At 74.6% G+C, this 26,702-nt stretch carries 31 protein-coding genes and 1 pseudogene; 17 read left to right on the top strand and 15 right to left on the bottom strand.

The window, feature by feature from the left end; translation table 11 throughout:
- Positions 1-128 precede the first annotated feature (128 nt).
- A complete protein-coding gene (locus tag ACFY4B_RS19075; protein WP_387969081.1) occupies positions 129-911 on the bottom strand; it encodes an alpha/beta hydrolase in 783 nt (260 codons plus the stop codon).
- Between the two features lie 309 nt (positions 912-1,220).
- Here ACFY4B_RS19075 and ACFY4B_RS19070 point away from each other — a divergent pair, with 309 nt between their 5' ends.
- The 3 genes from ACFY4B_RS19070 to ACFY4B_RS19060 all read left to right on the top strand — a co-directional run bounded on the left by ACFY4B_RS19070 (position 1,221) and on the right by ACFY4B_RS19060 (position 2,801).
- Positions 1,221-1,829, top strand: a complete 609-nt coding sequence (locus ACFY4B_RS19070) for a peptidase inhibitor family I36 protein (RefSeq protein ID WP_387969079.1) — start codon at positions 1,221-1,223, stop codon at positions 1,827-1,829.
- A gap of 127 nt (positions 1,830-1,956) precedes the next feature.
- Entirely contained in the window at positions 1,957-2,343 is a 387-nt protein-coding gene (locus ACFY4B_RS19065) for a nuclear transport factor 2 family protein (protein ID WP_387969076.1), read from the top strand.
- 17 nt (positions 2,344-2,360) lie between these two features.
- Positions 2,361-2,801: a GNAT family N-acetyltransferase gene (locus tag ACFY4B_RS19060; protein ID WP_049650889.1), complete on the top strand. Its 441-nt coding sequence runs from the start codon at positions 2,361-2,363 to the stop codon at positions 2,799-2,801.
- Positions 2,802-3,048: 247 nt separating this feature from the next.
- On the opposite strand, the gene ACFY4B_RS19055 is transcribed toward ACFY4B_RS19060, so the two are convergent.
- The 8 genes and pseudogenes from ACFY4B_RS19055 to ACFY4B_RS19020 form a co-directional block, all read right to left on the bottom strand.
- Positions 3,049-3,303: a hypothetical protein gene (locus tag ACFY4B_RS19055; protein ID WP_049650890.1), complete on the bottom strand. Its 255-nt coding sequence runs from the start codon at positions 3,301-3,303 to the stop codon at positions 3,049-3,051.
- A 186-nt stretch (positions 3,304-3,489) separates the two neighbouring features.
- Positions 3,490-3,999: pseudogene (locus tag ACFY4B_RS19050) on the bottom strand (hypothetical protein); the annotation flags it as partial.
- A 29-nt stretch (positions 4,000-4,028) separates the two neighbouring features.
- A complete protein-coding gene (locus ACFY4B_RS19045) occupies positions 4,029-4,376 on the bottom strand; it encodes a hypothetical protein (RefSeq protein WP_387969072.1) in 348 nt (115 codons plus the stop codon).
- A 358-nt stretch (positions 4,377-4,734) separates the two neighbouring features.
- On the bottom strand, positions 4,735-5,223 hold the full coding sequence (locus ACFY4B_RS19040) for a hypothetical protein (RefSeq protein WP_079271797.1): 489 nt from the start codon (positions 5,221-5,223) through the stop codon (positions 4,735-4,737).
- Positions 5,224-5,513: 290 nt separating this feature from the next.
- Positions 5,514-6,032 carry a DUF6193 family natural product biosynthesis protein gene (locus tag ACFY4B_RS19035; RefSeq protein ID WP_387969069.1) on the bottom strand — a complete coding sequence of 173 codons (519 nt, stop codon included), beginning with the start codon at positions 6,030-6,032 and terminating at the stop codon, positions 5,514-5,516.
- Between the two features lie 29 nt (positions 6,033-6,061).
- Positions 6,062-6,259, bottom strand: a complete 198-nt coding sequence (locus ACFY4B_RS19030; protein ID WP_387969067.1) for a hypothetical protein — start codon at positions 6,257-6,259, stop codon at positions 6,062-6,064.
- Positions 6,260-6,389: 130 nt separating this feature from the next.
- The gene (locus ACFY4B_RS19025; RefSeq protein ID WP_387969065.1) at positions 6,390-7,067 is read right to left on the bottom strand and encodes a GNAT family N-acetyltransferase; all 678 of its coding nucleotides are present in this window, start codon (positions 7,065-7,067) and stop codon (positions 6,390-6,392) included.
- 154 nt (positions 7,068-7,221) lie between these two features.
- The gene (locus ACFY4B_RS19020) at positions 7,222-7,722 is read right to left on the bottom strand and encodes a peptidylprolyl isomerase (RefSeq protein ID WP_049650895.1); all 501 of its coding nucleotides are present in this window, start codon (positions 7,720-7,722) and stop codon (positions 7,222-7,224) included.
- 408 nt (positions 7,723-8,130) lie between these two features.
- On the opposite strand from ACFY4B_RS19020, the gene ACFY4B_RS19015 reads away from it, so the two are divergent.
- Complete coding sequence (locus ACFY4B_RS19015) at positions 8,131-8,337, top strand: cold-shock protein (protein ID WP_375874360.1); 207 nt, start codon at positions 8,131-8,133, stop codon at positions 8,335-8,337.
- A 33-nt stretch (positions 8,338-8,370) separates the two neighbouring features.
- Here ACFY4B_RS19015 and ACFY4B_RS19010 read toward each other — a convergent pair whose 3' ends face one another.
- Entirely contained in the window at positions 8,371-9,477 is a 1,107-nt protein-coding gene (locus ACFY4B_RS19010; RefSeq protein ID WP_387969062.1) for an RCC1 domain-containing protein, read from the bottom strand.
- A gap of 293 nt (positions 9,478-9,770) precedes the next feature.
- Between ACFY4B_RS19010 and ACFY4B_RS19005 the strand changes: the two genes are divergently transcribed.
- Positions 9,771-11,435, top strand: a complete 1,665-nt coding sequence (locus ACFY4B_RS19005; RefSeq protein WP_387969059.1) for a hypothetical protein — start codon at positions 9,771-9,773, stop codon at positions 11,433-11,435.
- Positions 11,436-11,523: 88 nt separating this feature from the next.
- Here the strand turns inward: ACFY4B_RS19005 and ACFY4B_RS19000 are convergent, their stop codons facing one another.
- Positions 11,524-11,736, bottom strand: a complete 213-nt coding sequence (locus ACFY4B_RS19000) for a hypothetical protein (protein WP_380779898.1) — start codon at positions 11,734-11,736, stop codon at positions 11,524-11,526.
- A gap of 85 nt (positions 11,737-11,821) precedes the next feature.
- On the bottom strand, positions 11,822-12,076 hold the full coding sequence (locus ACFY4B_RS18995) for an acyl carrier protein (protein WP_049661285.1): 255 nt from the start codon (positions 12,074-12,076) through the stop codon (positions 11,822-11,824).
- Between the two features lie 124 nt (positions 12,077-12,200).
- Between ACFY4B_RS18995 and ACFY4B_RS18990 the strand changes: the two genes are divergently transcribed.
- Both ACFY4B_RS18990 and ACFY4B_RS18985 read left to right on the top strand, forming a co-directional pair.
- Positions 12,201-12,380: a hypothetical protein gene (locus ACFY4B_RS18990; RefSeq protein ID WP_387969057.1), complete on the top strand. Its 180-nt coding sequence runs from the start codon at positions 12,201-12,203 to the stop codon at positions 12,378-12,380.
- 196 nt (positions 12,381-12,576) lie between these two features.
- Positions 12,577-13,329 (top strand): SDR family NAD(P)-dependent oxidoreductase, encoded by a 753-nt coding sequence (locus ACFY4B_RS18985; protein ID WP_387969054.1) that lies wholly within the window; start codon positions 12,577-12,579, stop codon positions 13,327-13,329.
- Positions 13,330-13,381: 52 nt separating this feature from the next.
- Here the strand turns inward: ACFY4B_RS18985 and ACFY4B_RS18980 are convergent, their stop codons facing one another.
- The gene (locus ACFY4B_RS18980) at positions 13,382-14,011 is read right to left on the bottom strand and encodes a putative glycolipid-binding domain-containing protein (RefSeq protein WP_387969051.1); all 630 of its coding nucleotides are present in this window, start codon (positions 14,009-14,011) and stop codon (positions 13,382-13,384) included.
- Between the two features lie 162 nt (positions 14,012-14,173).
- Between ACFY4B_RS18980 and ACFY4B_RS18975 the strand changes: the two genes are divergently transcribed.
- The 10 genes from ACFY4B_RS18975 (at position 14,174) to ACFY4B_RS18930 (ending at position 25,754) form a co-directional block, all read left to right on the top strand.
- Positions 14,174-15,661 carry an ATP-grasp domain-containing protein gene (locus ACFY4B_RS18975; protein WP_387969048.1) on the top strand — a complete coding sequence of 496 codons (1,488 nt, stop codon included), beginning with the start codon at positions 14,174-14,176 and terminating at the stop codon, positions 15,659-15,661.
- On the top strand, positions 15,655-16,230 hold the full coding sequence (locus ACFY4B_RS18970) for a GNAT family N-acetyltransferase (protein ID WP_049653683.1): 576 nt from the start codon (positions 15,655-15,657) through the stop codon (positions 16,228-16,230). Before ACFY4B_RS18975 ends, ACFY4B_RS18970 begins: the two co-directional genes overlap by 7 nt.
- A 162-nt stretch (positions 16,231-16,392) precedes the next feature.
- Positions 16,393-17,655, top strand: coding sequence for a cytochrome P450 (locus tag ACFY4B_RS18965; RefSeq protein WP_387969045.1), 1,263 nt, complete (start codon positions 16,393-16,395; stop codon positions 17,653-17,655).
- 589 nt (positions 17,656-18,244) lie between these two features.
- Positions 18,245-19,198, top strand: coding sequence for a DUF4331 family protein (locus ACFY4B_RS18960; RefSeq protein WP_387969042.1), 954 nt, complete (start codon positions 18,245-18,247; stop codon positions 19,196-19,198).
- Positions 19,199-19,272: 74 nt separating this feature from the next.
- Positions 19,273-19,950: an HAD family hydrolase gene (locus tag ACFY4B_RS18955; RefSeq protein WP_387969040.1), complete on the top strand. Its 678-nt coding sequence runs from the start codon at positions 19,273-19,275 to the stop codon at positions 19,948-19,950.
- A 167-nt stretch (positions 19,951-20,117) separates the two neighbouring features.
- Positions 20,118-20,483 carry a hypothetical protein gene (locus ACFY4B_RS18950; protein WP_387969037.1) on the top strand — a complete coding sequence of 122 codons (366 nt, stop codon included), beginning with the start codon at positions 20,118-20,120 and terminating at the stop codon, positions 20,481-20,483.
- Between the two features lie 219 nt (positions 20,484-20,702).
- Positions 20,703-21,803 (top strand): substrate-binding domain-containing protein, encoded by a 1,101-nt coding sequence (locus ACFY4B_RS18945; protein WP_049653672.1) that lies wholly within the window; start codon positions 20,703-20,705, stop codon positions 21,801-21,803.
- 107 nt (positions 21,804-21,910) lie between these two features.
- On the top strand, positions 21,911-22,720 hold the full coding sequence (locus ACFY4B_RS18940) for an ATP-binding cassette domain-containing protein (RefSeq protein ID WP_387969033.1): 810 nt from the start codon (positions 21,911-21,913) through the stop codon (positions 22,718-22,720).
- Positions 22,717-23,967 (top strand): sugar ABC transporter permease, encoded by a 1,251-nt coding sequence (locus ACFY4B_RS18935; protein ID WP_380779913.1) that lies wholly within the window; start codon positions 22,717-22,719, stop codon positions 23,965-23,967. Before ACFY4B_RS18940 ends, ACFY4B_RS18935 begins: the two co-directional genes overlap by 4 nt.
- A gap of 506 nt (positions 23,968-24,473) precedes the next feature.
- Entirely contained in the window at positions 24,474-25,754 is a 1,281-nt protein-coding gene (locus ACFY4B_RS18930) for an RICIN domain-containing protein (RefSeq protein WP_387969030.1), read from the top strand.
- A 165-nt stretch (positions 25,755-25,919) separates the two neighbouring features.
- Here ACFY4B_RS18930 and ACFY4B_RS18925 read toward each other — a convergent pair whose 3' ends face one another.
- Together ACFY4B_RS18925 and ACFY4B_RS18920 are read right to left on the bottom strand one after the other, a co-directional pair.
- Positions 25,920-26,471 carry a hypothetical protein gene (locus ACFY4B_RS18925; protein WP_387969028.1) on the bottom strand — a complete coding sequence of 184 codons (552 nt, stop codon included), beginning with the start codon at positions 26,469-26,471 and terminating at the stop codon, positions 25,920-25,922.
- Between the two features lie 14 nt (positions 26,472-26,485).
- Positions 26,486-26,702: ATP-binding protein (locus ACFY4B_RS18920; protein ID WP_387969025.1), on the bottom strand; the 217-nt coding region annotated here is incomplete at its 5' end.

The raw sequence follows: 26,702 nt of genomic DNA, 5'->3' as shown, positions 1-26,702 counted from the left end.
GGTGTTCGGGGGGTGGGTGGGGGCGGGGGGGGGGCGCCCCGCCGGGGGGGGGGGGGTGGGGGGGGGGGTGTTGGGGGGGGGGGGGGGGCGCCGGGGCGCCCCCCCGCCGCCCCCCGCGACCGCGCACGTCACGCCGGCGAGGTGGCCGTCCGGGCGAGGTGCCGGGTGAGGAAGCGGGCCGCGCTGTCGGCCTCGGACCTGGGGAAGTCGAAGTGCTTGCCCGCGTTGGCGTGCAGTGTCTTCTCCGTCGAGGCGAAGGCGTCGAAGAGTGCGAGGGCGGCCTCGCGCGGGATGCGCTCGTCGTCCCACTGCATGGCGAACTCGATCGGGACGGTGATCCGCCGCGCCTGCTCGACCAGGGCGTCGGGCCACATCAGTCCGAAGACCGCGGCCGTGATCCTGGGCTCGGCCGCCACCAGCGGCACGCCGAGCGCGGTGCCCATGGCGATGCCGAAGTAGCCCACCGGCCCGTCGGCACCGATCTCCGGCAGCTCCTGGAGGGCGTCCAGGGCCACCTGCCACTCGGGCACGGCGAGCTCGGCCAGACGGGCGTTGTAGCGGACGACGACCGGGCCCTCCGGCTCGCCCGCCGCCTGCGCCGCGCGCAGTTCGGCGACGTCCGCCTCGTCCTGCGCGCTGCGCGGCCGGCCGCCGTGACCGGGTGCGTCGAGGACGGCGACGTGGAAGCCGCAGCCGGCCGTCAGGAGTCGCGCCCGGCCCGCCATGGAGGGGTGCTTCTTGTGGGCGCCGCCGCCGTGGCCCATCAGGACCAGGGGCGCGCGACCGGTGTCGGTGGCAGGGGAGGCGGGTGACCAGAGCACGCCGGGGACGCCGCCCACGGTGAAGTCGCGTTCGGTCATGCCGTCCGCCGTGGACTCGGCGGTGAAGTGAAGGGGCTGGGAAGAGTGCATCGGTGTGGCCTTTCGGGAGTTGCCTGCTCATCGCGGCGCTCCCGGCGACACCCTGCGTCAGTCGCCGGCCGTGAACCCCAAGGGGAGCACCCATATCGGTACTGCGGTCATGGGTCTCACCTCCTCGGGCGGTGTCACGGTCGACTGCAAGCTACAAGCCCGGGCCTCGTCCCGTCCAACCCTTTTTCCCGGCCACGTGATCACGGCTCCACGCGCCCCGGTGCCAAGCGGCCGTACGCATTCCTACAAGACCGCCGCTTCCGCGCCCGGACAGGATGGGCTTCCGAAGGACCCCTACAAGGAGGTTTCATGCTGAAACGCCTGAAAGCGGGAACCATGAAGAAGCGTCTGCTCGCGGTGCCCTTCGCCGTCGCGGCCGCCCTGGCGGTGTGCGTCGCCCCGGCCGCGTCCGCCGCCACCGGCGCTGGTGGCTCGGGCGCCGGCCAGGCGGGCTTCTCGGCGCAGGCCCGGGACCTGGGGCTGAGCGGTGCCCAGACCAGGAGCCTGCAGGACCGGGTCGACGACTACCTCGCCAAGACCCCCGGGGCGAGCCAGGTGGCCGTCAACAAGATCGCCCTGCCCGGCGGCGAGCTGCTGCTCCCGCTGCCCGGGGAGGAGCGGGCCCGCGACCTCGCCGCCAAGGGCGACTCCCCCACCCTGTCCTCGGGCTGCCCGTACACCTACGTGTGCGCGTACAGCGGCACGAACTTCACGGGCGAGGAACTGCGCCTGTTCACCTGCAACTACCCGGTCCGCATCTACTGGACCGGGACCGGATCGTGGATCAACAACCAGCGGTCCACGCTGTACGCCAGGTTCTACGGCGCCGACGGCAACGTCGGCTGGACCTCGCCCGGCGGCTACAGCGAGGACCGCGCGGCCCCCTGGGGCTGGGTCTACTGGCTCAGCCCCTGCTAGAACGGCCGCGTCGGAGTGGGAAGTCGGCCACGCCGACTTCCCACTCGCTACCACACAGGCGACCGGAGCACGACAAGAACGGTCCACTGCGGGTGCTCGGCACGGTCGCGTTGCTACGTTCCGGCCCATGGACTTCACCAGCATCGCGAACTCGTTCGTCCAGCACTACTACGCGACCTTCGACGGCGGCAGCGCCACCCGCAACAACCTGGCGAGCCTCTACCGCCCCGAGTCGATGCTCACCTGGGAGGGCAAGCAGGTCCAGGGACAGGCGGGCATCATCGAGACGATCAACAAGCCCGAACTCGCCGTCGTCAAGCACAGCGTCACCTCCTCCGACGCCCAGCCCGCCCCGGGCGGCGGCGTCCTGGTCCTGGTGACCGGCAACCTCGCCGTCGACAACGCCTTCGACAAGCCGATGCTCTTCACCGAGACCTTCAACCTGCAGCCGATCCCCGGCCAGCCCGGCGGCTTCTTCATCTACAACCAGGTCTTCCGCCTCGTCTTCGCCTGATACGGCGGCCGGCTCCGGTGCTGCGGCTGCGTGAACTGGCCGACGGCGACGCCGAGTCGGTTCGCCGCATCCATGCCGACGGGTCCGCCACGGATGTGTGGTTCGGCGCGATGACCGGCGTCCAGGCCCTCGCCTACGTCCGCGAGGCCGCCACGGACCCCGGCCTCCTCGTTCGCGGCATCGAGGTGGGCGGGGACCTGCTCGGCGTCGTCCGGCTCCGGCTCGACCCCGGCCGCGGCACCGGCCGGCTCAGCTACGTCGTGCGCGAGGACGCCCGGGGCAGCGGCCACGCCACCGCCGCCGTACGGCAGTTCCTCACCGGCGACGGCCTGCCCGCCCGGGTGCTCGCCGTCCACCGGGAGGCCAACCCCGCCTCCGGCCGGGTCCTCGCCAAGGCCGGATTCACCCCCACCTGCACGAGCGCCGGCCTCGTCCACCACGAACGCGCGCGCCGCTGAGCGGCACTCCGGAGTAGGAAGTCGGCCCAGTCGACTTCCTACTCCTCCCCCGCCCCACCGGAACGGCGGCGTCGGCCCCGACCCGCCTCCGGCCTTGGCCACCAGGGGGACCGGAGCGCGGAGCAGCGGGCGGGACACCGTGGCAGCGCCTCGTCGCGGGACCGGAGCGGGGACGGAACCGGATGACGGACCATCACGCTCACCGGCGCGAGGGTCCGTCCCGGCCCGGGGCCTACGCGGTCGCCGGTCAGTCGGCCAGGGAGCCCCGGTACTCGACGGGACCCTCGCCCGGGAACTGGGCCGTGCCCCGGAAGCTGTTGCCGTCGTCGAAGAAGGTGACGTTGCCCGCCCCCGCGTCGGGGCTGGTCCAGGTGACCGTGGTCCCCGTCGAGGGAGTGCCGTCACCGACGGCCTGCCCACGGTTGGCGATGTTGAGGGTGAGGGGCTCGTCCGCCTGCCAGCCCCCGCCGCCCGTGTAGATCTCCGTGTTGTACGTGGCCATGCTCGTCTCCTTTCCCGGTCACCGCACCGGGTCGGCCGGTCGCGGCAACGGCTGTCGGAAAGGGCGCCCCCATGACGCCCGCCCGTTCAACGCCCATGGTGGGGAAAGGACACCGGCCGGCCTCCCGATCCGGGCCCGGTGCGGCCCGCGTCATCCGGGTTCGGAACGTGACGGCCCGGACGGCGGTCAGAAGAGGCCCGCGCGCATGTGCCGGGTGAGGTTCTCCAGGATCTCCCGCAGCCACGGGCTGCGGACGGCAGGCAGCCGGGCCAGGGTGTGCCGGAACACGCCCGCGTCGGCCCGGAAGGGGTAACGGGCGCGCGGAGCGGGCGGGTCGTCGCGCAGAACGCCGTCGGGCATGCCGCCCGACGCGGGGACGGGCAGGTGCGGCTCGGGGAAGGCCAGCCACCGCCACACCCCGACCGGCAGCGGCACCGGGTACGCGTGGGAGGCCTGAGCGGGCGGGGCCCAGGCTTCTCCCGTCCGGGGGTGGGTCGGCACGAGGAGGATGTCGGCCCCGCTGGCGGGGGCGGGCAGTCCCGGTCCGGCCAGGACGGCGCGCAGCGGCGACGGGCCCGCGGGCAGCAGGGCGTCGAGGGCGCGTTGGAACACCTCCGCGGCCAGGCCGTGCGGGACGGTCACCGGACGGCGTTCCGAGGCCGCCGGCAGGTGGGCGAGCGACCGGCCGGGAGCAGCCGTCGGTACCTGTGGATCAGCTGATCCGGTCAGGCGCGGTAGCGGGGGTATCCGCCCAGTTCGGGGAGCTCGCTCTCGAAGTCGCAGGCGGCAACGGCCTGGTATCCGGCGTCCCATGTCGCTGTGAGGAATCGGGAGACGGCATCCACCATGGTGGCCCGCCGCCCCTCCACGTCGATCTTGAGCGGCCAGCCGACGAAGTCGTCGGCCAGTCCGGCGTCGGGGTTGGGCTGGATGTCGAGCTCCAGGTCACCGAACCGGACCGTGTACTCGTCGGCCGGGACGCCCAGCACCGCTGCCACGAGCCCGGTCACGTCCTGTCGGCTCGCGCCCTGCACGAAGACCGCGCAGTAGTCGTTGTCCTCGGTGCCCGTCATGCGACCTGGTCCTGCCTTTCAACGAGATCCGAGCCGACTCGATCGACTTGAAGGCTACGGCCGACCCGGCGGTCCGGCAGCCGGGCCCCCTTGGCCACCCCGGTGCGCGGGCGCACGGCGGCGAAGGTCGACCCTACGGGGTTCGTGGTCCGCGGGTGGACCCAGTGCTCGGCGGGGAAGTCCTGGAACGCTTCCCTTCCCCAGGACACCAGGGCACCGGGGCACCCGACCGTCGCTCCGGGTGCCGAACGGCCCGGGCTGTCCGGGCCGTTCGGCATCCAGTCGCGGGGCACCGTTCATCCGGCACGTGCGGAGGGGGGTCGGTTCCTGAGTCGGCCGGCGGTGCCCGGGGGCCGGGTCAGGCCTTCCAGGCGCCCCAGTAGACGTCGGCGTTGTTGCCGGAGCCGCTGTCGCGGGTCGTGCGGAACATGCCCTGGGTGGTGCCGTTGTCGTCGTAGCCGTTGGAGCCGGTGTAGGGGTTGTTCCAGTGCAGCCTGACGGTTGCGCCGTTGCGCCAGCCCTCCTCGCAGTTGGACGCCTGGAACGTCACCGAGCCCTCGGTGCCGGTCATGAAGCCGTTGCTCTCCGACTGGAAGACGGCGTCCCCGGTGTTGCCCAGCCACTGCGGCGGCTCCTGGCCCTGGGTCCAGATGCCGTGGGACAGCGAGTAGTCGGTCCGGTTGAGCGTGCAGCCGGTGCCGTTGTGCAGGTGGACCGTGGTGCTGCGGGCGGCCGAGAGGGCGGCCTGGGCGGGGGCCGGGGCGGCCTGGGCGGTGCCGGTGGCGATGGTGCCGAGCCCGATGGCGGTCACCGCGGCCAGCGCGGCGGTACGTGCGGAGATACGCATGGTCTCCCTCGATTCCGTGGGTCGTGGGTGGGTTGCGCGGGCTGTGTTCCGCGCCGTGGTGAACGATCCGGCCGGCCGGTCAACGAACGGTGGACGGCGCGGTGAACGCCGTGACATGTGCGGTTCATCGTTTGTCGACGCACATGGTGTTCGCACCCCCGGGAGGCCGCGCGCCCGCCTGGCCGCAGGACGCGGGGCGGGGCGGCCCGGTGGTTGACGACGGCGCTCGCGTGCGGCCAGGGGACCGTAGTGGCGCGGCAGGTGGCCAGGAACTCGCAGCGGTCGGCGGCTCAGGAGGGCACGGCGTCGTCGGGCAGCGCATCGACGACCGCCGCGACGGCCGCCTCCGCGCCGTCGACGTCCTGCAGCCGCCCGTCGTCGAACCGCACCCGGTAGCGGCCGTCACCGAGTGGCGCGACCCTCGGCAGGTCGTAGGAGATCGGCGGCGCCGCCCGGCGGCTGAAGGTGAGCCAGTACATGCTCCGGCCCGGCGACAGGGCCCGCAGGCGTGGCTGTGCGTGGGCCGCCTCGACGAGTTCCCGCAGGCCGGTTTCGTGTCGGCGCTCGTGCGTGGCGGACTCGCGCAGTCGGCGCCATCGGACCGGCACGGCGTCGCCCCGTTCGTGGGCCTCGGCCAGTTCCCAGGTCCGCGGGAAGGGCGACCGCGCGAGGAGTTCGGCGAGGCGGGCCCCCGCCTGCCAGGTGGCCACCGCCCCGGCGGCCTCGGCGAGGTCGCCGGTGCTGCCGGTGGCCAGGTGGACTCCGCCCGCCCAGCAGCTGACGTCGAAGCCGCGCTCCCTCGCCGTCATCCCGACCCGTGTCAACCGGTCCCCGGCGCTCACCCGCGCCGCCGTCCGGCGCCGGCCCGGCCCGGCTCGGCGGCCGGCTCGCCCCCGAGCCGGAGCCCCGCCCGATCGGCGTGCGCCCGAAGGGCGTTCAGCAGCGACCCGGCCCGCGCCACGTCGGGGTAGTGGGCCGCGTAGGGGCGCAGGGCGTCGTCCTCGTCCGCTGCCGGGACGGGGGTCTGTTCGGGCATGCGGTCGAGTCTGCCAGGCCTCGGCGCCGCTTTCCGGTGCTCACGGACGAGTGAACGGACAGCCGCGGGTGGTCGTGCGGTTCGGCGGCAGCGTGTACATCGCCTGACCGTACCGCCCCAAAGGCCCCACTCACGCGGGGTCTGAAATGCCCTCGCCGCGGTCGCCCGGCAGGCCGAACAGCGGCAGGCAGGGCGCCAGCCCGTCGAGGGTGACGGGGACGTCGCGCCGCGCCTGCCAGCGCTCCCGGGTGAGCCTCAGCCGCCGCTCCGTCACGCCGCGCCCGCGGACCAGGTGGCGGTCGACGCCGTCGGGTTCGTAGCCGTGCTTGCGCGACACGGCGTACGAGGAGGGGTTGTCCTCGAAGGCGCCCGACACCGCCTCCGTCGCGCCCAGGCCCGCGAAGGCCAGGTGCAGGACGGCGGCGCGCATCTCGGTGCCGATGCCCTGCCGCTGGTGCCGCGCGCCGAGCCAGGAGCCGGTGGAGGCCTGCCGCAGGACGGCGAAGTCGCGGGCGGCGACGGTCTGCAGGCCGACGACCCGGCCGTTCTCGAAGACGGCCAGGTTCAGGGCCCAGTCGTCCGGGGACCAGTTGCCCCGGCGCAGCCAGTGGTGCTGGACCACCGAGCGGGCGCGCTGGGCCGGGGGGAGGTCGGTCCACGGGACGATGAAGGGCATCCGGTCCGGTTCGTGGACGCCTTGGGCGGCGAGGTCGGCCAGGGCGGCGAGTTCGTCGTCGGCGGGCAGGCGCAGTTCGAGGCGGGGGGTGCGCAGGCGCAGGCCCAGCAGCGGCCAGTGGTCGGTCAGCATGCGCCATTGTCGGGGGCGGTGGCGGCCGCGGTCATCCGGATTTCCGCGTTCCGACCTCCGGGCTTTCCCGGCCCTGCTCCGGCGCGCCGCGCGGAGTGGGAAGTCGGCCGGGCCGACTTCCCACTCCCGACCGCTCCCCGCCCGCTCGTCCGCCCTACTCGACGACCTCGGCCTTCACCAGGACCACGTCCTCCTTGGGGACGTCCTGGTGGCCGGCCCTGGAGCCCGTGGCGACGGCCCTGATGGCGTCCACGACCTCCTGGCCCTCGACCACCTCACCGAAGACGGCGTAGCCCCAGCCCTGGGGGTTCTTGCCGCTGTGGTTGAGGAAGTCGTTGTCGGCGACGTTGATGAAGAACTGGGCGGTGGCCGAGTGCGGGTCCCCCGTGCGGGCCATCGCCACCGAGTACTTGACGTTCTTCAGGCCGTTGTCGGCCTCGTTCTCGATGGGCGCGCGGGTCTCCTTCCGCTTCAGTCCGGGCTCCATCCCGCCGCCCTGGACCATGAAGTTGTCGATGACCCGGTGGAAGACCGTCCCGTCGTAGAAGCCGTCCGTGACGTACCGGAGGAAGTTCTCCACCGTCGCCGGGGCCTTCTCCGCGTCGAGGCGCAGGACGATGTCGCCGTGGTTGGTACTCAGTTTGACCTTCGACATGATGACCTCACTGTCTGCATGGTGGCGGCTACGAGAACGCTCACCGCGCATTGTGGCAGGAGGGGCGGCCGGGGCTGCTGAGGTTCCCGTCGTGGCGCCGGGACGCGGGAAGTCGGCCGGGCCGACTTCCCGCTCCGGGCACTTGCGGGAGAACGACCCCCGCCCGCACTGTAAGTGGGCGATCGACTACGTCCCGTCAGGAAGTGCGCGATGTCCCCTCTCTCCCTTGTCCGCGGCCGCGTGACGGCCGTGGTGTGCGTGCCGCTCCTCGCCCTCGCGGCCCTGATCGCACTCTGCGCCCCGGCACAGGCGACCCCGACGCGGGCGACCCCGACGCGGGCGACCCCCGCGCAGGCGACCGCGGGCCGGGCCGCGCCCGGGCCGGTGACGGCGGAGGGCCGCCGGGCCCTGGTCAACTTCGGCACCGTGAAGTGGTTCAACGCCGAGAAGGGGTTCGGCTTCATCACGCCGGACATCCCCGGCCCGGACCTCTTCGTCCACTACTCGAGCATCATCGGGGGCGGGTTCCGGAGCCTGACGGAGGGCGAGCGGGTGGAGTACCAGGTGGAGCAGGGGCCCAAGGGGCCGCAGGCCGTGAACGTCATCCCGCTCTGAGCAGGAAACCCGCCACACCGCCCGCCCGGGGCCTCAGTTGGCGAGGCTGAAGTCGCCGCCCACCGGTGCGGCGATCTTGTCGATGCCGGTGAGCGCGGTGAGGGTGGGCACCGGGGTGCTGCTGTCGGTGGTGGTGCCGTCGCCGAGCTGGCCGGAGCCGTTGCTGCCCCAGGAGTGCACGGTGCTGGTGCCCGACAGCGCCACGGTGTGCTCCCGGCCGGCGGCCACCAGGCGGACGTCCGTCAGGCCGGGGACGGTGACGGGCAGGACGCGGAAGACGGTGGTGCCGTCGCCGAGTTGGCCGGCGGTGTTCTGGCCCCAGGCCTTGAGGCGGCTGTCGTCGTCGACCACGGCCATGCTGTGGTTGCAGCCGGCCGCGATCTGCGAGATGCCGCCCGACCAGGTCGGCCGGGTGGCGACCGGGGTGAAGCGGTTGATGGTGGTGTTGTCGCCGAGCTGGCCGGTGGCGTTGTAGCCCCAGGCCTTCACCGAGGCGCCGGCGCCCGGCTTGCCGACCAGGACGAGGTTGTGGCCGGCCCCGGCGGCGATCCGGCTCACGCCGGTCAGGCCGCTGACCGGCGCCGGGAGGCCGCGGCTCGCCGAAGTCCCGTCGCCCAGCTGGCCGTTGCCGTTGTAGCCCCAGGCCCACACGGTGCCGTCCTCGCGCAGCGCCAGGCTGTGGTGGAGGCCGGCGGCGATGGCGACGACCTTGTGCAGGCCCTCGACCCGGACCGGGACGCCGCTGTCGGAGTTCGTCCCGTTGCCGAGCTGGCCGTGGGTGTTCTGCCCCCAGGCCACCACGGTGCCGTCGGCGAGCAGGGCGAGGCTGTGCGCGCCGCCGGCCGCGATGTCGGTGGCGTCGGAGACGTCGACCACCTGGCCGGGGGCGTTGTGGCTGAACACGGTGCCGTCGCCGAGCTGGCCCGAGCCGTTGACGCCCCAGGACTGCACCGTACGGTCCGTCAGCAGGGCCAGCCCGTACCCGAGGCTCGCACCGGCGCCGCCGGCGGCGATCTTCACCACCTCGGCGCTGGTGAGCCCGAGGACGGTGGTGGCCGTGGTGCGGAGGTCGGCCCAGGTGCCGTCCCCGAGCTGGCCGGAGCGGTTGTTGCCCCAGGACTTCAGGCGCTTCTCTGCCATGCGACGATGCCTCTTAACTGATGTGACAATAAGTCAAATCGTCGACACGTCAGGACGGTTGACGAGTCCGCGATCATGGCCCGACGCTACCCACGCGCCCGCCGCCCGCACCGGAAGCCGCCACGCGGCCACCCGAACGGGTGATGGGCCCCCGCAGCCCGGCACCGGCCGCGACCCCGCACGCATTCCACACACCCCTGCCGTTGTGTATACGGCCCGTCACCCCTAGTGTCGGCGGTCTCCGCGCGCGGGGCAGCGCGCGGAGACCGTCACGCCTTGAGGAGGGCAAGCCCGTGGCCGACACCTTCGTGCCCATGGAGCCGACCGCGTACGTCACGCGACGGAACCTGGCCGGCGCCAAGGAACTCCCCGACGCCCCGGCCGACTTCGAGAACGCCCAACGCGGCCTGCTCGCCACCCCGCCCTACCGGGCCCTGCCGTCCCTGGACGGCGAGGAGGCGGTCTGGCACTTCCACGCCTTCGACTTCCACACCCCCGACACCCCCGCCGACGCCGACTCCCCGGTGGCGGCGGCGCTGCGCCGCCAGGGCCTACTCGCCCTCCCCTCGGGCCTGTTCCGGGTCGCCGACGGCCTCTACCAGGTGCGCGGCTTCGACCTCGCCAACCTGACCGTCGTCACCGGCCCCCGCGCCCTGCTGGTGATCGACCCGCTCGGCTCGTACGAGACGGCCCGCGCCGCCCTGGCCCTGTACCGCTCCACCACCGGGGACACCCGCCCGGTGCGGGCCGTGGTCCACACCCAGAGCGGGGTGGACCACTTCGGCGGCGTGCGCGGGCTGTTCACCGGATCCCGCGCCGGCCTGCCCGCCGGACCGCCCGCCGACCTCGCGGTGTACGCGCCCGACGGGTTCCTCGCCGACGCGGTGCTGCGCCAGGTCACCGAGGGCGCCCGGCAGGCCCGCCTGGTCGACTACGCCTACGGCACCCGGCTCGGCATCGGCCCGCTCGCCCTGGCCGGCTCCGACCTCGGCCGCACCGTCTCCACCGGCCGGCCGGACTTCCTCGCCCCCACCGACACCGTCGGCGGCCCGCTGTCCGCCCCGACGCCCCGGGCCCACTGGCCCGCCTGGACCGGGATCCCCTGGCAGGAGGGCCTGTACGCGGTCGAGGCCGCCGGGGTGCGGATGGTCCTGCGGCCCGCGGGCGGGCACGCCTCCCCCGCCGAACTGAACCTCTACCTGCCCGCGCACCGCGCCGTGTACCTGGCCGGCGCCGGACTGCTCGGCGCCCCCGGCCCGGCCCGCGCCGAACTGCTGGACGCCACCGCCGCCGCCTTCGGCACCCCGGCCGAGGTCGGACTCGGCGCCTACGGGCACCCGGTGTGGGGCGCCCCGTACGTGTCCGCGTGGCTGGCCGCCCACCGCGCCGCCGCCGGCACCCTGCCCGACGCGGGCGCCGTCGCCCCGCTGCTCGCCGCCCCCGGCCACCTGGACACCCCCTCCCGCACCGTGCGCGAGGTGTGGGCGCGCCTGACCGGCACCGCCCTGGGCGCCGCCCGGCCGGCCGTCACCGCCCGGGCGCAGCTCGCGGCCGCGGACGGCGCGCACCGGGACGGCACGGAACGGTACGGCTCCGAACAGGACGGCGCGCGGCGGGCGGTGGACGCGGCGCAGCGCGCGTACGACGGCGGGGGCGGTGGCGGCGGGGGCGGTGGCGGCGGGGGCGCGGTGCCGGACTACGCGCGGGCGGTGCTGCTGCTGGACCCGGTGGTCGGCGCCTGCGCGATCCCGTCGGCCGTCCCGGCGCCGGTGGAGCGGCGGGCGCGGGCGCTGCAGTCGGCGGCGCTCACCCAGCTCGGCTACCTCGCCGCGCACGGGCGGCTGCGCAACGCGCTGCTGACGGCGGCCCGTGACGTCCTCGGCCCCGGTGCGGTGGCGCCCCGCTTCGCGGCGACGGTCCACGACCTGGCGGTGTGCGCGGACCCGCTCGCGATCTGAGGCACGCGCGCGGGGCCGGACGCGCCCGTCCTCCCGCCCTCCGGTGTTCGGGCCGGAGGGCGGGCGGACGGACGGGGGTGGCGCGAGGTCAGTCCAGGGCCAGGAAGCTGCCGACGTTCTCGTCCGGCCGGAACTCGCCCGGCCCCAGGGGGTTGAGGATTCTCGTCTGACAGTTGCCGTCGGGGAAGAGCAGGATGGTGCCGCCGGTCCGGTTGGCGATGGCGGTGTCGGCGCCGAGGCCGGGGTAGCACTGGCCGCCCTGCGGGTCCCGGACCTGCTGGAAGTTGCTGCCGTTCTCCATGATCACGACGCCGGGCGCCGCCGAGGCGGTCGAGTCGTACGGGCCGGTACCCGGACGGCGGGGCCGACTCCCCGCTCCGGGTCGTTCAGGAGCCGGACGCCACCTGGGCGTTGACGTCCTTGAGGAACTCGGCGACGGGACGCCCGAGCAGCTCCGCGCTGTCGACGGAGACGCCGTAACGGTTCTCCACGTCGGCGAGGACGCCCAGCACGCCGAGCGAGTCGACGCCGAGGTCGAGGAACATGCGGCCCGGTTCGGCGAGTTCCTCGGCGGTGACCTGGACGCCGGCGCGGGTCCTGACCAGGGTGGCGAGTTCCTCGTAGGTGATCTCGGCGGCCATCGGGCCCTCCTCGGGGTGCGTGGGGCGGCAGGGCCGGAGGGTGGCGGATCGCTCAACGGGAGGCCCTGTGGGCGCAGTTGTACGTGGTCGAAAGGCGTCCGGTCCAGCTCGTTCACTCGTACGCGTGAGGCCTTCACGGGGATGGTCGGAACGGCCCGCCCCGGCCCGCCCCCGCGGCCCCGACCGCGCCGCCGGGCACCTCCTCGCCCCGCTGACCGGGCCGCTGGAGCACCGGCCGGACGCGGACGTGCGGGAGGTCGTCGCCGAGGCGGTGGACGTCTTCCCGCACGCCTACGGCACCTGAGCCCCGGGGCCGGGGAATCCGGGGCCGGGGCACCCGGACGGCGGGCGGGCTCCCGTGCGGCGACGGGCGCGTCCGCCCGTACCGCGCCGCCTGGACGACGGGGCGCCGCACCGCCGGGCGTGGTTCGCTGGAGGGGCGGGCGCCGAGCGCCCGCCCCCCCGCTGCGAAGCACCCCGTTCTCCGAAGGGCCGTGGTCATGATCTCCTCCTCCCTCACGGGCAGGGTCGCGCTGGTGACCGGCGCGACGAGCGGCATCGGCGCGGCCACCGCGACCGCGCTGGCCGAGCAGGGCGCGCACGTGCTGGTCGCGGGCCGGGACGCGGCGCGCGGCGAGGCGGTGGTGGCCGCGATCCGGGCGGGCGGCGGCAGGGCCGACTTCGTCGCCGCCGAGCTGCGCGACGTCGCCGCGGTGCGGCGCCTCGCCCGGACGGCCACCGCGCTGGGCGGCGGCCGGGTGGACATCCTGGTCAACAACGCCGGCGTCTACCCGTTCGGGCCGACCGAGGGGACGACCGAGGAGGAGTTCGACGCCGTCTACGCCCTCAACGTGCGGGCGCCCTACTTCCTGGTGGCCGAGCTGGCCCCGGCGATGGCCGCGCGCGGCGCCGGGGCGATCGTCAACATCAGCACCCAGGCCGCCTCCCACGGCGCGCCGGGCATGTCCCTGTACGGCTCCAGCAAGGCGGCGGTCAACCTGCTGACCCGCACCTGGGCGGCCGAGTACGGGCCGCGCGGCGTGCGGGTCAACGCCGTCGGCGCGGGGCCCACCCGTACCGAGGGCACGGCGGTCATGGGCGAGGGCCTCAGCAACATGGCGGCCGAGGCGCCGGCGGGCCGGCCCGCCGAGGCCGAGGAGATCGCCGCCGCGGTCGTCTTCCTGGCCGGCGACGCGGCGGGCTTCGTCCACGGCGCCCTCCTGCCGGTGGACGGCGGGCGCACCGCGGTCTGAACACCCCCGGCCTCAGGCCCGCGCCGGGCCTGGGGCCCCGGGCCCTGGCCCGTCAGGCGATGCGGTGGGCCAGGCCCGGGTACTCGGCGACCAGGCCGTCCGCGTCCAGCAGCAGGTCCGCCCGGTAGTCGCCGGAGGCGTAGCGGACGGTGGCGTGGCCGTCCTCGTGGCGGCGCAGGTGGGTGTAGGTCTGGCGGGAGGGCACGACGACCAGCTCGGGCACGCGGATCCAGGCCATCAGGAAGTGGTGCTCGCCGGGGCCCAGGTGGAGGCCGTGGCGCAGCACGGGCGGGGTGTTGGTGAGCGGGGACAGGCCGAGGTCGCAGTCGAGGGCGCCGTCGAGGTCGGGTCGGGGGGTGCCGTCGACGGTCCAGTGGCCGGTGGTCTCGTCGCGGCGCAGGTCGAGGGTGCGGGTGGTGTCGGGGGTGCGGGCGGTGACGTGCATGCGGCGGGTGGTGAAGCCGTCGCCGGTGTCGATCCGGTAGTCGAGCCAGTACGGGGCGGGCTCGGCGGCGGCGGCGCGGCCGTGGGCGGTCAGGGAGGTGGGGCCGAGGTCGATCCAGGAGGTCTCCAGGCCGGCGGTCTCGGTGACCCGCCAGGTGGGTGCGGCGGTGCGGGTGGCGGCGTGTTCGGCGGGGCGTTCGGCGGGGCGGTTCGGGTCGGGGGCGGTGCTGCTGGTCATTCGTGCACGGTACTGCCGGGTGCCGACAGCGGGCCCGACGGGCCGTCAACACGGGGGGCTCCTTCGTTCGGGTGAGGGTGGGGGCGGGGCGTGCCTCGTGCGGGGCGGGGCGGGGCGTGCGGTGGCGGCGAGCGCCGTCCCGGGCTCTCCATAATCGCGTGGGTGATCACATCCTGTGACGAAGCGGTGGCCCGGCTGCGGGCCCTGCCCGGACTGTCGTGCTGTGCCCGTCCCCTGAACGTGCTGCCGCTGCTGCGCACCGGCTGCCTGTCCGCGGTGGTGAGCGTGGAGGGCCCGGACACGGGCTGGGCGGGCGAGTTCGGGGCCTCCTTCCACGCGCTGGAACCGGAGCGGGGGGTGCGCGACCACACCCCGGCGGGGGCCGGGGTCCACACGGTGCTCCGCGCGCTCGCCGGCACCTTGGACGAGGACGGGGGCGCGGACGGGGGCGCGGGCGCGGCGGGTGGCGGCTGGCGGGGCCGGGAGCTGGCGCTGCTGCCCTACTCGGCGATGAAACCCGAGTGGCGCACGGCACTCGGCGCGCTCGGCACCCGCCTGCTGGAGCCGCCCTCGCACGTGGCCCTGCCGATGCTGAGCGACAAGCGGGCGCAGCGCGCGTGGCTGCGGTCGGTGGGGGCCGCGACCCCGGCGGACGCGGTGGTCCCGGCGCTCGACCACCGGGAGCTGCGCCGCCGCTTCGGCTCCCCCTACGTGGTGCAGACGCCGGTGGGCTCCAGCGGCAAGGGCACCCACCTGGTCGTCGACGAGGCGGACCTGCAGCCGATCCGCCAAGTCGGCGGCGGGCCCTGGCTGGTGAGCGGCTACGTCGAGGGCGTCGCGCTCAACGTGCACGTGCTGGTGTCGGCGGACAGCACGGTGCGGGTACTGCGCCCGTCCGTCCAGCTGACCCGTATCGAGGGTGTCGGCGCGCCCTTCGGCGCCTACTCCGGCTGCGACTTCGCGGCCCCCGCCCTGCTGGCGCCACTCGCCCTGGCCCGGGCCGCCGCCGCGGCGCGGCGCGTCGGCGAGGCGCTGGCCGCGCTCGGCTACCGGGGCCTGTTCGGCGCCGACTTCGTCCTGGACGGCGAGCGTCCGCTGCTGCTGGAGCTCAACTGCCGTATGCAGGGCTCGACCTGGCTGCTGGGCGAGCTGGAGCTGGCGGAGCGCGCGCTGCCGTCCGCGCTGCGGCACGTGCTGGAGCTCTACGGCCACGCCACCGGCGGCGAGCCGCGTACGGACGCGGCGGGCGCCGTGCAGCTGGTGGTGCGGCACACCGGCGTCCCGGTGCGGGTGGCGGCGGCGCCCGCCGGCGGCCTGCACCGGCTCAAGGACGGGCGGCTGCGGTACTGCGGTGCCGGGTTCGGCCTGCTGGAGTGCGGGCCCGACGACTGCGTACTGCTGCAACTCCCCTCCCCCGGCATGGTGTTGCACCCGGGTGTGCCGCTCGCCCGGATCGTCGCCCGGCATCCGCTGACCACCCCCGACGGCACCGCGCTCACCGCGCCAGGACGCAAGCTGCTGGACGCGCTGCGCGCGGGCTTCGTCCTCGAACCCCTCGAACCGTACGGCCTGCCCGGGCCTTCCGGGCCCGCCGCCGTCCCCTCCGCCTCCGCGGGTCCCTCCGCCGCCGCCCCCCGCGCGCCGTGGTGAACCCGCGCCCCGACCCGCGGTCCGACCCGCTGTACGTCCGCACCGCGGTGCCCGCCGACCTGCCCCGGCTGGCCGCCCTGCGCGCGGAGGCCGCCGCGTGGATCGCCCTGGAGCACGGCTCGGCCCAGTGGTCGGACCCGTACGACGCCCAGCGCGGCCTGGCGCTGATCGCCCTCGGCCTGACCGTGGTCGCCGCGCTGTCGCCGCACGGCGAGGCCGTCGCCACCCTCACGCTGCGCCCCACCGGCAGCCCCCGGCTGTGGACCGGCGAGGAACTCGCCCTCCCGGCCCGCTACGTGAGCTCCTTCACGGTGGACCGCCGGTACGCCGGACACGGCATCGGCACCCGCCTGGGCGACTGGGCCTCCTGGCGGGCCGCGCGGGCGGGCGCCACCCTGCTGCGGGCGAACGTGTGGAGCGACAACGCCGCCCTGCACGCCTACTACCGCGCGCGGGGCTGGCGTTGGGTGCGCACCGCGGCCGGCAGCCGCAGCGGCGCCCTGTTCGAGCGCGCCGCGGACGCGGTGGCGCCGCCGCTGGTCCACGAGGCGGGCCGCCTGCGGGCGTGACCCCCCGACGTCCGGACGGCGCGGGCCCTCTCGACGGGGCCCGCGCCCCGGGCGCATCCTCGTGTCCCGGTGCGCGTCGGCGCGGCGTGCGGCCACGCGCCGACGCCGCACCCGGCCCGACGCCGAAGCCGCACCGTTGCCGCACCGAGTGGAGGAACTACCGTGGAACGTCTCGTACTTGACCCGACCGGCCGCGCCCGCGACACCGAGACCGCCGAGCTGTACGCGAGCGGCCCGGCCGTGCCCGTCGACATCCTGGGCGTACGGGCCTGGTCGGTGTCCGACCCGGAACTGCTGGAGGAGCTGCTCACGGACCCCCGGGTCTCCAAGGACGGCCTGCAGCACTGGCCGGACTTCGACCGGGCGGTGCGGACCTGGCCGCTGGCCCTGTGGATCAGCGTGCGCAACATGTTCAACGCGCACGGCGCCGACCACCGGCGGCTGCGCCGGCTGGTGAGCAGCGCCTTCACGCCCCGCCGGGTCGCCACCATGACCGCCCGCGTCGAGGAGCTGACCGACGCCCTGCTGGACGACCTGGCCCGCACCGCGCCGGGCGAGGTGGTGGACCTGCGCGCGCGCCTGGCCTACCCGCTGCCGATCCGGGTCATCTCCCAGCTGCTGGGCCTGCCGGAGGAGGTGACGGACGGCTTCCGCGGCATCGTCGACAAGGTCTTCTCCACCGCCCTCACCCCCGAGGAGTCCGCCGCCAACGGGGCGGCGTTCCAGGCCCTGCTGGAGGAGCTGATCGCCGCCAAGCGCCGCGAACCGGGCGAGGACATGACCTCGGCGCTGATCGCCGCCCGCGACGACGACGCCGACGGGGCTGACGGCGAGGGCGGTGACGGGGGTGGTCCGGCCGCGCTGAGCGAGGAGGAGCTGCGCGACACCCTGCTGCTGATCGTCTCGGCCGGCTACGAGACCACCGTCAACCTGATCGACAACGGCATCGCGGACCTGCTCACCCACCCCGACCAGCTCGCCCTGGTGCGCGCGGGCAAGGCCGGCTGGGACGACGTGGTCGAGGAGGCGCTGCGCCGCGACGCGCCGCTCGCGCACCTGCCGCTGCGCTTCGCGGTGGAGGACATCGCCCTGCCCGGCGGGGTGACGGTGCGCCGCGGCGAGGCGATCCTGCCCGCCTACGCGGCCGCCGGGCGCCACCCGGTGCGCTACGGGGACAGCGGCGCCGTCTTCGACGTCACCCGGCCGGTCAAGTCCCACCTCGCCTTCGGCCACGGCGTGCACTTCTGCCTGGGCGCGCCGCTGGCCCGCCTGGAGGGGCGCACCGCGCTGAGCCGGCTGTTCGAGCGCTTCCCCGACCTCGCGTTCGCCCCGGGCGCGCGGCTGGAGCCGGTCGACTCGCTGATCTCCAACGGGCACCGCGCGCTGCCGGTGCTGCTCGGCGAGCCGGCGCCGAAGGCCCGCTGAGGGTCCTCCCCTTCCCGGGCCGGTCGGGCCGGTCAGTCGGTCAGTCGGTCAGTCGGTCAGTCGGTCAGCACGGTGTCAGCGCGCCCGGACAACACGGCCGACGGGTGGGCCGTGGGCGACAGCTGGCCGGCCGCCCACTGGGACGGGCAGGGCCGGACCCGCAGCACGGTGCCCGGCACCGCCGGCGGCGCGTTCTCCGGCTACGCCGTGGCCGGGGCCGGGAGCGCCGTCCGGGCGGTGGGCCGGGTCCTCCTGGGCGGTGGCCCCCGCCCCGTTCGCCGTCACCCGACCGGGCGTGTCCACCACCGGCCCGGACGGCACCACCCGGCTCTTCGGCTACGGCGCCCCGGTCCGCCCCGGACGGCGGACCGGGGCGGACCCCTTCACCGCGCGACTGCCCGAGCTGACGCCCCGCCCGCCGTCACCGGGCCGCGCCCGCCCGTACCCGCGCCCGTACCCGAACCCCCGCCCCCGCCCGCGCCCGCCCGGGTGGCGCAGCGGGGCGGGCCGGGGGCGGGCGGGCGTGCTAGCAATGGCCGAGGGGGTCGGGGGGTGTCCCCGCGCAGCCCGCCCGACCTCGGAGGCCGTCTTGTCGCACCACCTCAGCGGACCGAACCTGCGCTCACCCGAGGGTGACGCGCGCCTGGACCTGACCGACCTGTTCGCCTTCGCCGCGCCGGAGCCGGGGCGGACGGTGCTGATCATGAACGTGAACCCGGTCGCGCCGTCCGGCGGGCAGGCCTTCCACCCGCAGGCGGTGTACCGGATCGACATCGACACCGACGGGGACCGGCGGGCCGACCTCGCGTACAGCTTCACCTTCTCCGAGCCGCGGGACGGGGCGCAGACCATGACGGTGCGGCGGGCCGCCGGCGAGGGGGCGCGCGGGCTGGAGGCGGTCGGCGAGGTGCTGGTGGCGGACGCGCCGGTGAGCTTCACGGGCATGCCCGCGGTGGTGGAGGCGGGGGTGCACCGGGTGAGCGCGGGGCTGCGCAGCGACCCGTTCTTCGCGGACCTGGACGGGATCGTGAAGGACTTCCAGTGGACGGGGGTGGACTGGGGCGCGGACAAGAACGTGTTCGGGATCGTGCTGGAGGCGCCGGACGCGCAGTTCGGGCCGGCGCCGGAGATCGGGGTGTGGGCGCGGGTGAGCGTGCGCAAGGACGGGCACCTGGTGTCGGTGGACCGGGGTGCGCACCCGTCTCTGACGGCGTACTTCAACGAGGAGGACGCCAAGGAGGCGTACAACGCCGGGGATCCGGTGGACGACTGGGATAACTACCGGGAGCCGTGGACGGCGAAGCTGCAGCACTTCGGCGGGTACACCACGGACGCGGCCGAGGCCCAGCTGCGGATCGTCCTGCCGGACATCCTGCGCTACGACCGCGCCCGCCCGGCCGGCTACCCGAACGGTCGCACGCTGAGCGACGACGTCACCTCGGCGCGGCTGACGATGCTCACCGACGGCAAGGTGCCCGGCGACCACATCGGCCCGCACACCGACCTGCTGCCCGCCTTCCCGTACCTGGGCCACCCGCACTGAGCCCGCCGGGCCCTCCCCGCCCGCCCTCCGGACGCCCCCGCCGCCCCGCCGCGGGCGCCCCGTAGGGTGGCGGCATGTCCCTTCCCGTGGAGCTGGTGGTCTTCGACTGCGACGGTGTGCTGCTCGACAGTGAGCGGCTGGCCGTGCGGGTGGACGAGCGGGTGGTCGCGGAGGTGGGGTGGCCGCTGTCGCAGGAGGAGATCGTCGAGCGGTTCCTGGGCCGTTCGCACGCGTTCATGACCGCCGAGATCGAGGCGCACGCGAGCGTGCCGCTGGAGCCGGGCTGGGACAAGCGCTTCCAGCACCTGTACGACGAGGTGTTCGCCGCCGAACTCGCCCCCGTGGAGGGGGTGGTGGCGGCGCTGGGGGCCCTGGAGCGGGCCGGGGTGGCGGACTGCATGGCGTCCTCCAGCAGCCATGCGCGGCTGCGCTCCACGCTCGGGCGGACCGGGCTGCTGCCGCGTTTCGCCGGGCGGGTCTTCAGCTCCGAGGACGTGGAGCGCGGCAAGCCCGCCCCGGACCTGTTCCTGCACGCGGCCGCCACGATGGGCGTCGAGCCGGCGGCGTGCCTGGTGGTCGAGGACAGCAAGTACGGGGTGGCGGCGGCGCGGGCGGCGGGGATGCGGTCGCTCGGCTTCCACGGCGGCCTGACGCCCGAGGCGTGGCTGGCGGGGCCCGGCACCCGGACCTTCGCGGACATGCGGGAGCTGCCGGCGCTGGTCGCCGGGGCGGCCTCGCTCCCGCTGCCGTAGCTCCGTGGCGGGCCCCGGTTCCTGCTCCGAGTCCGGCTGCGGCTGCGGGGGCAAGGAGGCGCGCCCCTGTCAGATGTCAGGGACCGCCGCGGGCACCGGATTCCTAGGCTGACGGGCACCGGACGCAACGGTCGTCCGTCCTCGTACCAGCCAAGGGAGAACCACCCATGCGCAGGATCACCCGTACCGTCGCCGCCCTGGCCCTGGCCGCCGCCGCCCTGACCACCGTGGAGGCCGGCGGCGCCGGCGCCGCGGACGGGGCGTGGGCGGGCTGCCCGTCGGGCGCGGTCTGCGTCTACCCGCAGGACCAGGACCCGGCGGTCAGCCCCAGCGACGTCTACTGGAGCTACGGCGCGCACAACCTGAGCGGCCAGTACGGCATGCACTGGGTGCTCAACAACCAGACCGGCGGCGCGCACGCCCGCCTGTGCCGCGGTTCGGGCGGCACCGACTGCGTCTACGACCTCTCCTCGCCGAAGGGCGTCTACTACGACCTGGGGCCGATCAACTCGATCACCCTCGACCGTCCCTGACGGTCACTCAGTTCCCATCGGGCAGTGCCCGCCGCGCGAGGGGAGCGGCGGGCACTGCCGCGTCGCGTGCCCCCACCCCCTGAGGCGTGTTCACGAACATAACGAGTAGTGGTGGATTCCCGGCAGTCTGGTTTTACTTATTGACGTCATGTACGCGCCCAGGTTTAACTCCCCCCACCCCGCCGCGAAGCCGCGGCGACCCCCAGGGAGAGGTATCCGATGAACGCCGCACTGCGCCGCGCCCTCGTCTCCGCCGTGGGCCTCGTCCTGACCCTGTCCATGACCGCCGCCTGCGGCAAGGCCGCCGGCGCCAAGAGCGACTCCTCCTCCGCCGCCGGCGACCCGAACGCCATCGGCCTGCTGCTGCCCGAGAACGCCTCCTCCGTGCGCTACGAGTCCTTCGACCGCCCGTACATCGAGGCCAAGGTCAAGGCCCTGTGCGCGCAGTGCAAGGTGCTGTACAACAACGCCGAGGGCAGCGCCGCCAAGCAGAAGCAGCAGTTCGACACCCTGCTCGCCCAGGGCGTCAAGGTGATCGTCCTGGACCCGTACAACGCCAAGTCCACCCAGGACTGGGTCCAGGAGGCCGCCGCCAAGGGCGTCAAGGTCATCGCCTACGACCGCCTGGCCGCCGGCCCGATCGCCGCGTACACCTCCTTCGACAACGAGAAGGTCGGCGAACTCCAGGGCCGGGCCCTGCTGGACGCGCTCGGCGCGCAGGCCGCCGACGCCGACATCGTCATGATCGACGGCGACGAGGCCGACCCGAACGCCGCGGACTTCAAGACCGGCGCGCACAAGGTCCTCGACGGCAAGGTCAAGAAGGTCGTCTACGAGCAGTCCGGGCAGTGGGACCCCGTCGTCGCCGGGCAGAAGATCTCCGCCGCCGTCACCGAGTTCGGCAAGAACGGCTTCCAGGCCGTCTACTCCGCCAACGACGGCATGGCCGCCGCCATCATCACCCAACTCAAGGGCGCCGGCATCAAGGTCCCCGTCGGCGGCCAGGACGCCTCCCTGGACGCCATCCAGCGCATCGTGGCCGGCGACCAGGCGTACACCATCTACAAGGCCTACCGCCCGCAGGCCGAGGCCGCCGCCGAACTGGCCGTCGCCCTGCTGCAGGGCAAGGACGTGAAGACCATCGCCACCGCGAGCGTCGACAGCGCCACCGCCAAGAACATCCCGACCAAACTGCTGGACGCCAAGATCGTCACCAAGGACACCATCGCCTCCACCGTCCTGGCCGACGGCACCTACAAGGCCTCCGACATCTGCACCGCCGACTACGCCGCCGCGTGCGCCGCCGCCGGGCTCAAGTAGCCCGTCCCCCGGCGGCCGGGACCAAAGCGGCCAGCCTCAAATAGCCCGCCCCGCACCAGCATCCTTCGACCAGGTCTTCAAGTAGCCCCTCCCCCAAGGTGGTTCCCGTGACAGGCGCACCCGTCCTGCAGCTGCGCTCGGTCTCCAAGCGCTTCGGTGCCGTCCAGGCCCTCACCGACGTCGACCTCGACGTCCACGCCGGCGAGGTGCTCGCCCTCGTCGGCGACAACGGCGCCGGCAAGTCCACCCTCGTCAAGACCATCGCCGGCGTCCACCCCGTGGACGAGGGCACCCTCACCTGGCACGGCGAGCCGGTCCGCCTGGCCCGCCCCCAGGACGCCGCCGCCCTCGGCATCGCGACCGTCTACCAGGACCTCGCGCTCTGCGACAACCTCGACGTCATCGCCAACCTCTTCCTCGGCCGCGAGAAGCGCCGCCGCGCCCTGCTCGGCCCCGCCCTGCTCGACGAGGTCGCCATGGAGCAGCACGCCCGCCGCCTCCTGGACACCCTCGCCATCCGCATCCCCGACGTGCGCGCCCCGGTGGCCGCGCTGTCCGGCGGGCAGCGCCAGGTGGTGGCCATCGCCCGCGCCCTGGTCGGCGAGCCGGCCCTGGTGGTGCTGGACGAGCCCACCGCGGCCCTCGGCGTCGAGCAGACCGCCCAGGTCCTCGACCTGGTGGAGCGGCTGCGCGAGCGCGGCCTGGCGGTCGTGCTGGTCAGCCACAACATGGCCGACGTACGGGCGGTGGCCGACACCGTCGCCGTGCTGCGCCTGGGCCGCAACAACGGGGTCTTCCCGGTGGCCGGCACCACCCAGGAGCAGATCGTCGCCGCGATCACCGGCGCCACCGACAACGCCCACGCCCGCCGCCGGGCCCGCCGCACCGAGCAGGCCGAGGAGGCCGAGGCCGTATGAGCACCCCCGACGCACCCGCCACCCCCTCGCCCGCCGATCCGCGGCTGCATCCGCCCGCGCAGGGCTGGGCGGGACTCGCGCGGGCCGCCCGGCGCCGCCTGGGCTCCGGCGAGCTCGGCTCGCTGCCGGTCGTCGTCGGCCTGGTCGTCATCGCGATCGTCTTCCAGTCCGTCACCCACCACTTCCTGCAGGCCGACAACCTCACCAACATCACCCGCTTCATCGCCGGCCCCGGCCTGATCGCGGTCGGCGTCGTGTTCGTGCTGATCCTCGGCGAGATCGACCTCTCCCTCGGCTCGGTGGCCGGCGCGAGCGCCGCGATCGCGGCGGTGCTCGCCGTGCGCCAGGGCTGGAACGAGTGGCTCGCCATCGCCGCCGCCCTCGGCGCGGCCTGCGTCATGGGGCTGCTGCACGGCCTGTTCTTCGCCCGGGTCGGGGTGCCCGCCTTCGTGGTCACCCTCGCCGGGATGCTCGCCTGGAGCGGCCTGCAGGAGTACGTGCTCGGCGACGCCGGCACCGTCAACAACCGCCACGACGGCGTCGTCGCGAGCCTGGACACCACCTTCCTCGGCGACGGCGACATCGCCTACGCCTGGGGCCTGGCGGTCCTCGCCCCCGTCCTCTACCTGGCCGCCCGCCTGCACACCGCCCGCCGCCGCCGCGCCGCCGGCCTCACCGCCGCGCCGGCCTCCGACAGCGCGATCCGGGCCGGCGCCCTGGCCGTCCTCACCCTGGCCACCGCCTACGCCCTCAACCAGGACCGCGGCCTGCCGCTGTCCCTGGTCGTGCTGCTCGGCGCCGTCCTCGCCACCGACTTCGTGCTGCGCCGCACCCGCTACGGCCGGCAGGTCTTCGCGGTCGGCGGCGGCGTCGAGGCGGCCCGGCGCGCGGGCGTCAACGTCGCCCGGGTCCGGATCTCCGTGTTCGTCCTCTCCGCGTTCCTGGCCGGCCTCGGCGGCCTCTTCTACGCCTCCCAGCAGGGCTCCGCCGACAAGCAACTCGGCGGCGGCAACGTCCTGATGAGCGCGATCGCGGCGGCCGTCATCGGCGGCACCAGCCTGTTCGGCGGCCGCGGCAAGACCTGGTCGGCGCTGCTGGGCATCCTGGTCATCCAGTCCATCACCACCGGGCTGGACATGGTCCACGCCGCCCAGGCCATCCAGTACATGATCACCGGCGCCGTGCTGCTGGCCGCCGTCGTCCTCGACTCCCTCACCCGCCGCACCCGCAGCAGCGGCCGGGGGTAGCGCGGGGCGTCCGGCGTCCCTTCGGCCCGGCACCCCGCCGCAGCGCGGGGTGCCGGGCCGTCGTGGTGCGCGGAGGGGAGGACATCGGCCAGGCCGGGGTGACCGGATATCCCTCCGCCCCGGGGCGCCGGCGCGCAGGCGGGGACGGCCCGGCCCCGGATCGGAGGCAAGTGCACCTTCGGCGGGCGAATGTGCCACTGCGTCGGATCAGGGCTGGCCGCACAACCCCCCGGGCCGCCCCGGCGCCCGGCCGCCGCGTCCGTCCCGTGCTCCCGCGTCCCGCGCCGCACGACTGCGGTGGTGGCGGTCGGGCGCCGCCCGCGCGATCGGGGAACCGGCCATTCCGACCCGTCCCGGACCGGCGGCCCGTTGACCTGTTCTGGCATGGTCCCGTCAACAATCCCGCAGCTATGTTCGTTTGCGACCGGCACCACCACACCGACCACACCACCACCCGGGCTCCCGCCTGTCCTGACGCGGAGTCCGGACGCCAGGGGGGAACAACGATGCGTCACTCACGCCCATCCGGACGCCGGCGCGCGGGGCTGGTCGCCCTCGCCGCGGCCACCGCGCTCGGCACCATGGCCGCCATGGCCCCGGCCGCGGCCGCCGCCCCGGCGCGGACGGCCGCCGCCGTGGCCGGGGACCCCGCGCTCGGCGACACCTGTACGGCCGCGGACCTCGGCAAGCGCTACCCGTTCATCAAGTCCCTCCAGGTCGTCCCGACGATCACCCACTTCAAGGGCTGGTACGTCACCGACGGCGCGACGGGCTCCCAGACGGTGACGGCCACCACCCAGTCGGTGGTGACGGTCTCGGTCGGCCTCGACGCCTCCATCACGGGCAACTTCGAGATCGCGACCCTCGCCAAGGTCGAGGCGAGCGCGAAGCTGAGCGTCAAACTGGAGTCCTCCACGACCAGCACCGAGTCGAAGTCGATCACCTGGAACTTCCAGAAGCCCGGCTACTACGCCCTGTACGAGGGAACGCGGAAGGTCACCGGCCAGTACGGCAGCCTGAACTGCAACCGCGTCGACACGGGCAACGGCACGTACGCCACCAAGTGGGTCGAGGGCCCGGGCGGGGGCAGCTACACCACCTTCACCACCCTGGAAGAGGGCGCGGTGCGCTGCGAGGACGCCGTACCGGCGAACAGCATCATGCGCCGGGCGCAGGACATCCTGGGCTGCACCGCCCCGCTCCGCACCGATGCGGCCGCTCCGGCTGCTCCGGCTGCTCCGGCTGCTCCGGCCAAGGCTGCGGCCACCACTGCGGGGATCAAGCAGGACTGGCCCGGATTCCCCGGCACCACCGCGCCGCCCGGCTTCACCTGCGACACGGCCAACTACAAGATCGCCACACCCGACCGCGCGCTGTTCTGGTCCGCGCCCGGCTTCCTGGACTGGGGCAGCAACAACATCCAGCTGCGGCCCGCCGCCCAGGGCTGGCCGCAGGGCCAGGACCAGTGGCAGCTGTGCAGCGGCCCGACGGCGAACGGCATCACGGAGCAGATCCTGATCAACCGCTCGACCAACAAGTGCCTGGCCGTCCCGGAGGCGACCGCCGCCACCGAGGGCACCATCCTGCAACAGGCCGACTGCAAGGTCGACGACCTGCAGCGGTTCTACTTCTACCGCGACGTCCCCGGCAGCGACAAGATCGGCGTCCAGAACAAGTACACCGGCCACATGGTCGGCCACGACCGCAACGCCGACGGCCAGCCCCTGCGCCAGTACAGCATGGGCAAGGCCGACGGCACCGGCACCTACGCCCTCGTCAAGGCCTGACCAGAGCCCGCACCACCATCCCCGCGGGTGCCGCCGACCACGGCGGCACCCGCCTTCGGTCTGCCCTCGTGCCGTCTGCCGACTCCGCCCGGAACTGCCCTTCGCCCTGCTCGCAGGCCTACGGCAGCGGACGCGCTCGGCCGATCCGGCCGCTCTGCACGGGAGTCAGGCGCGGGCGGCTTGGGTGCGGCAGTGGGCGAGGGCGTACTTGACGCGGATCTCGGAGTGGGCGGTGGTGGTGAGGAGTTCGCCGGCGGCGACGAGGGTGGACCAGTAGCGGACGGGATCGCCGGTGCGAGGCATGGGCCGGGCGGCGGCAAGCGAGAGGTACGCGGTGGTCAGGTTGCCGGTGGTGAACCAGCGGGTCAGGCCGTGCTGGTGGCCGGCACGGATGCCGCCCATGGCGTCGACGGCGGCCAGGAACAGGCCGACGACGGCGAGTTCGGTGTCGGTGAGCGACTTGGGGACGTCGAAGACCCCGAGGGCCTCGAGGAGTTCGCCGGTGTCCGTCTCGGAGTCCGGCCGGGGGTCCGAGAGCAGGGCGTCGTAGCACTCGTCCAGGCGGCGGCCGGTCTCCGCGAGCGGGATGTCGAGGGCGAGGCACACCGCGCGGGCGGAGGAGAGCGGCTTGCCGGTACGGCGGGCGAGGAGCGCGTACGTATCGGCGGGCGTGCGGCCACGGGAGAGGGCGTGCCGCGCCAGGGTCGTGAGGTTCATCAGCAGTCGGACTCTCAGGCGTTGACGAGGACGGGCGCGGGGATCGGGGCGACGAGCACCCACACGAACTTGCCGATCCCACCCGGCCGGGAGGAGCAACCCCAGCGCTCCGCAAGCTCGTTGACGAGGAACATACCACGCCCGCGCTCGTCCGAGAGCGCGGCGACACGGACGGACGGACGGCCACTGCCGGCATCGTGCACCTCCAGCCGCAGGCGGGAGCCGGTGAGG

The sequence above is a fragment of the Kitasatospora sp. NPDC001261 genome (assembly GCF_042896795.1).
Classification (GTDB): Bacteria; Actinomycetota; Actinomycetes; order Streptomycetales; family Streptomycetaceae; genus Kitasatospora.
This window is presented reverse-complemented; position numbering and strand designations above follow the sequence as displayed.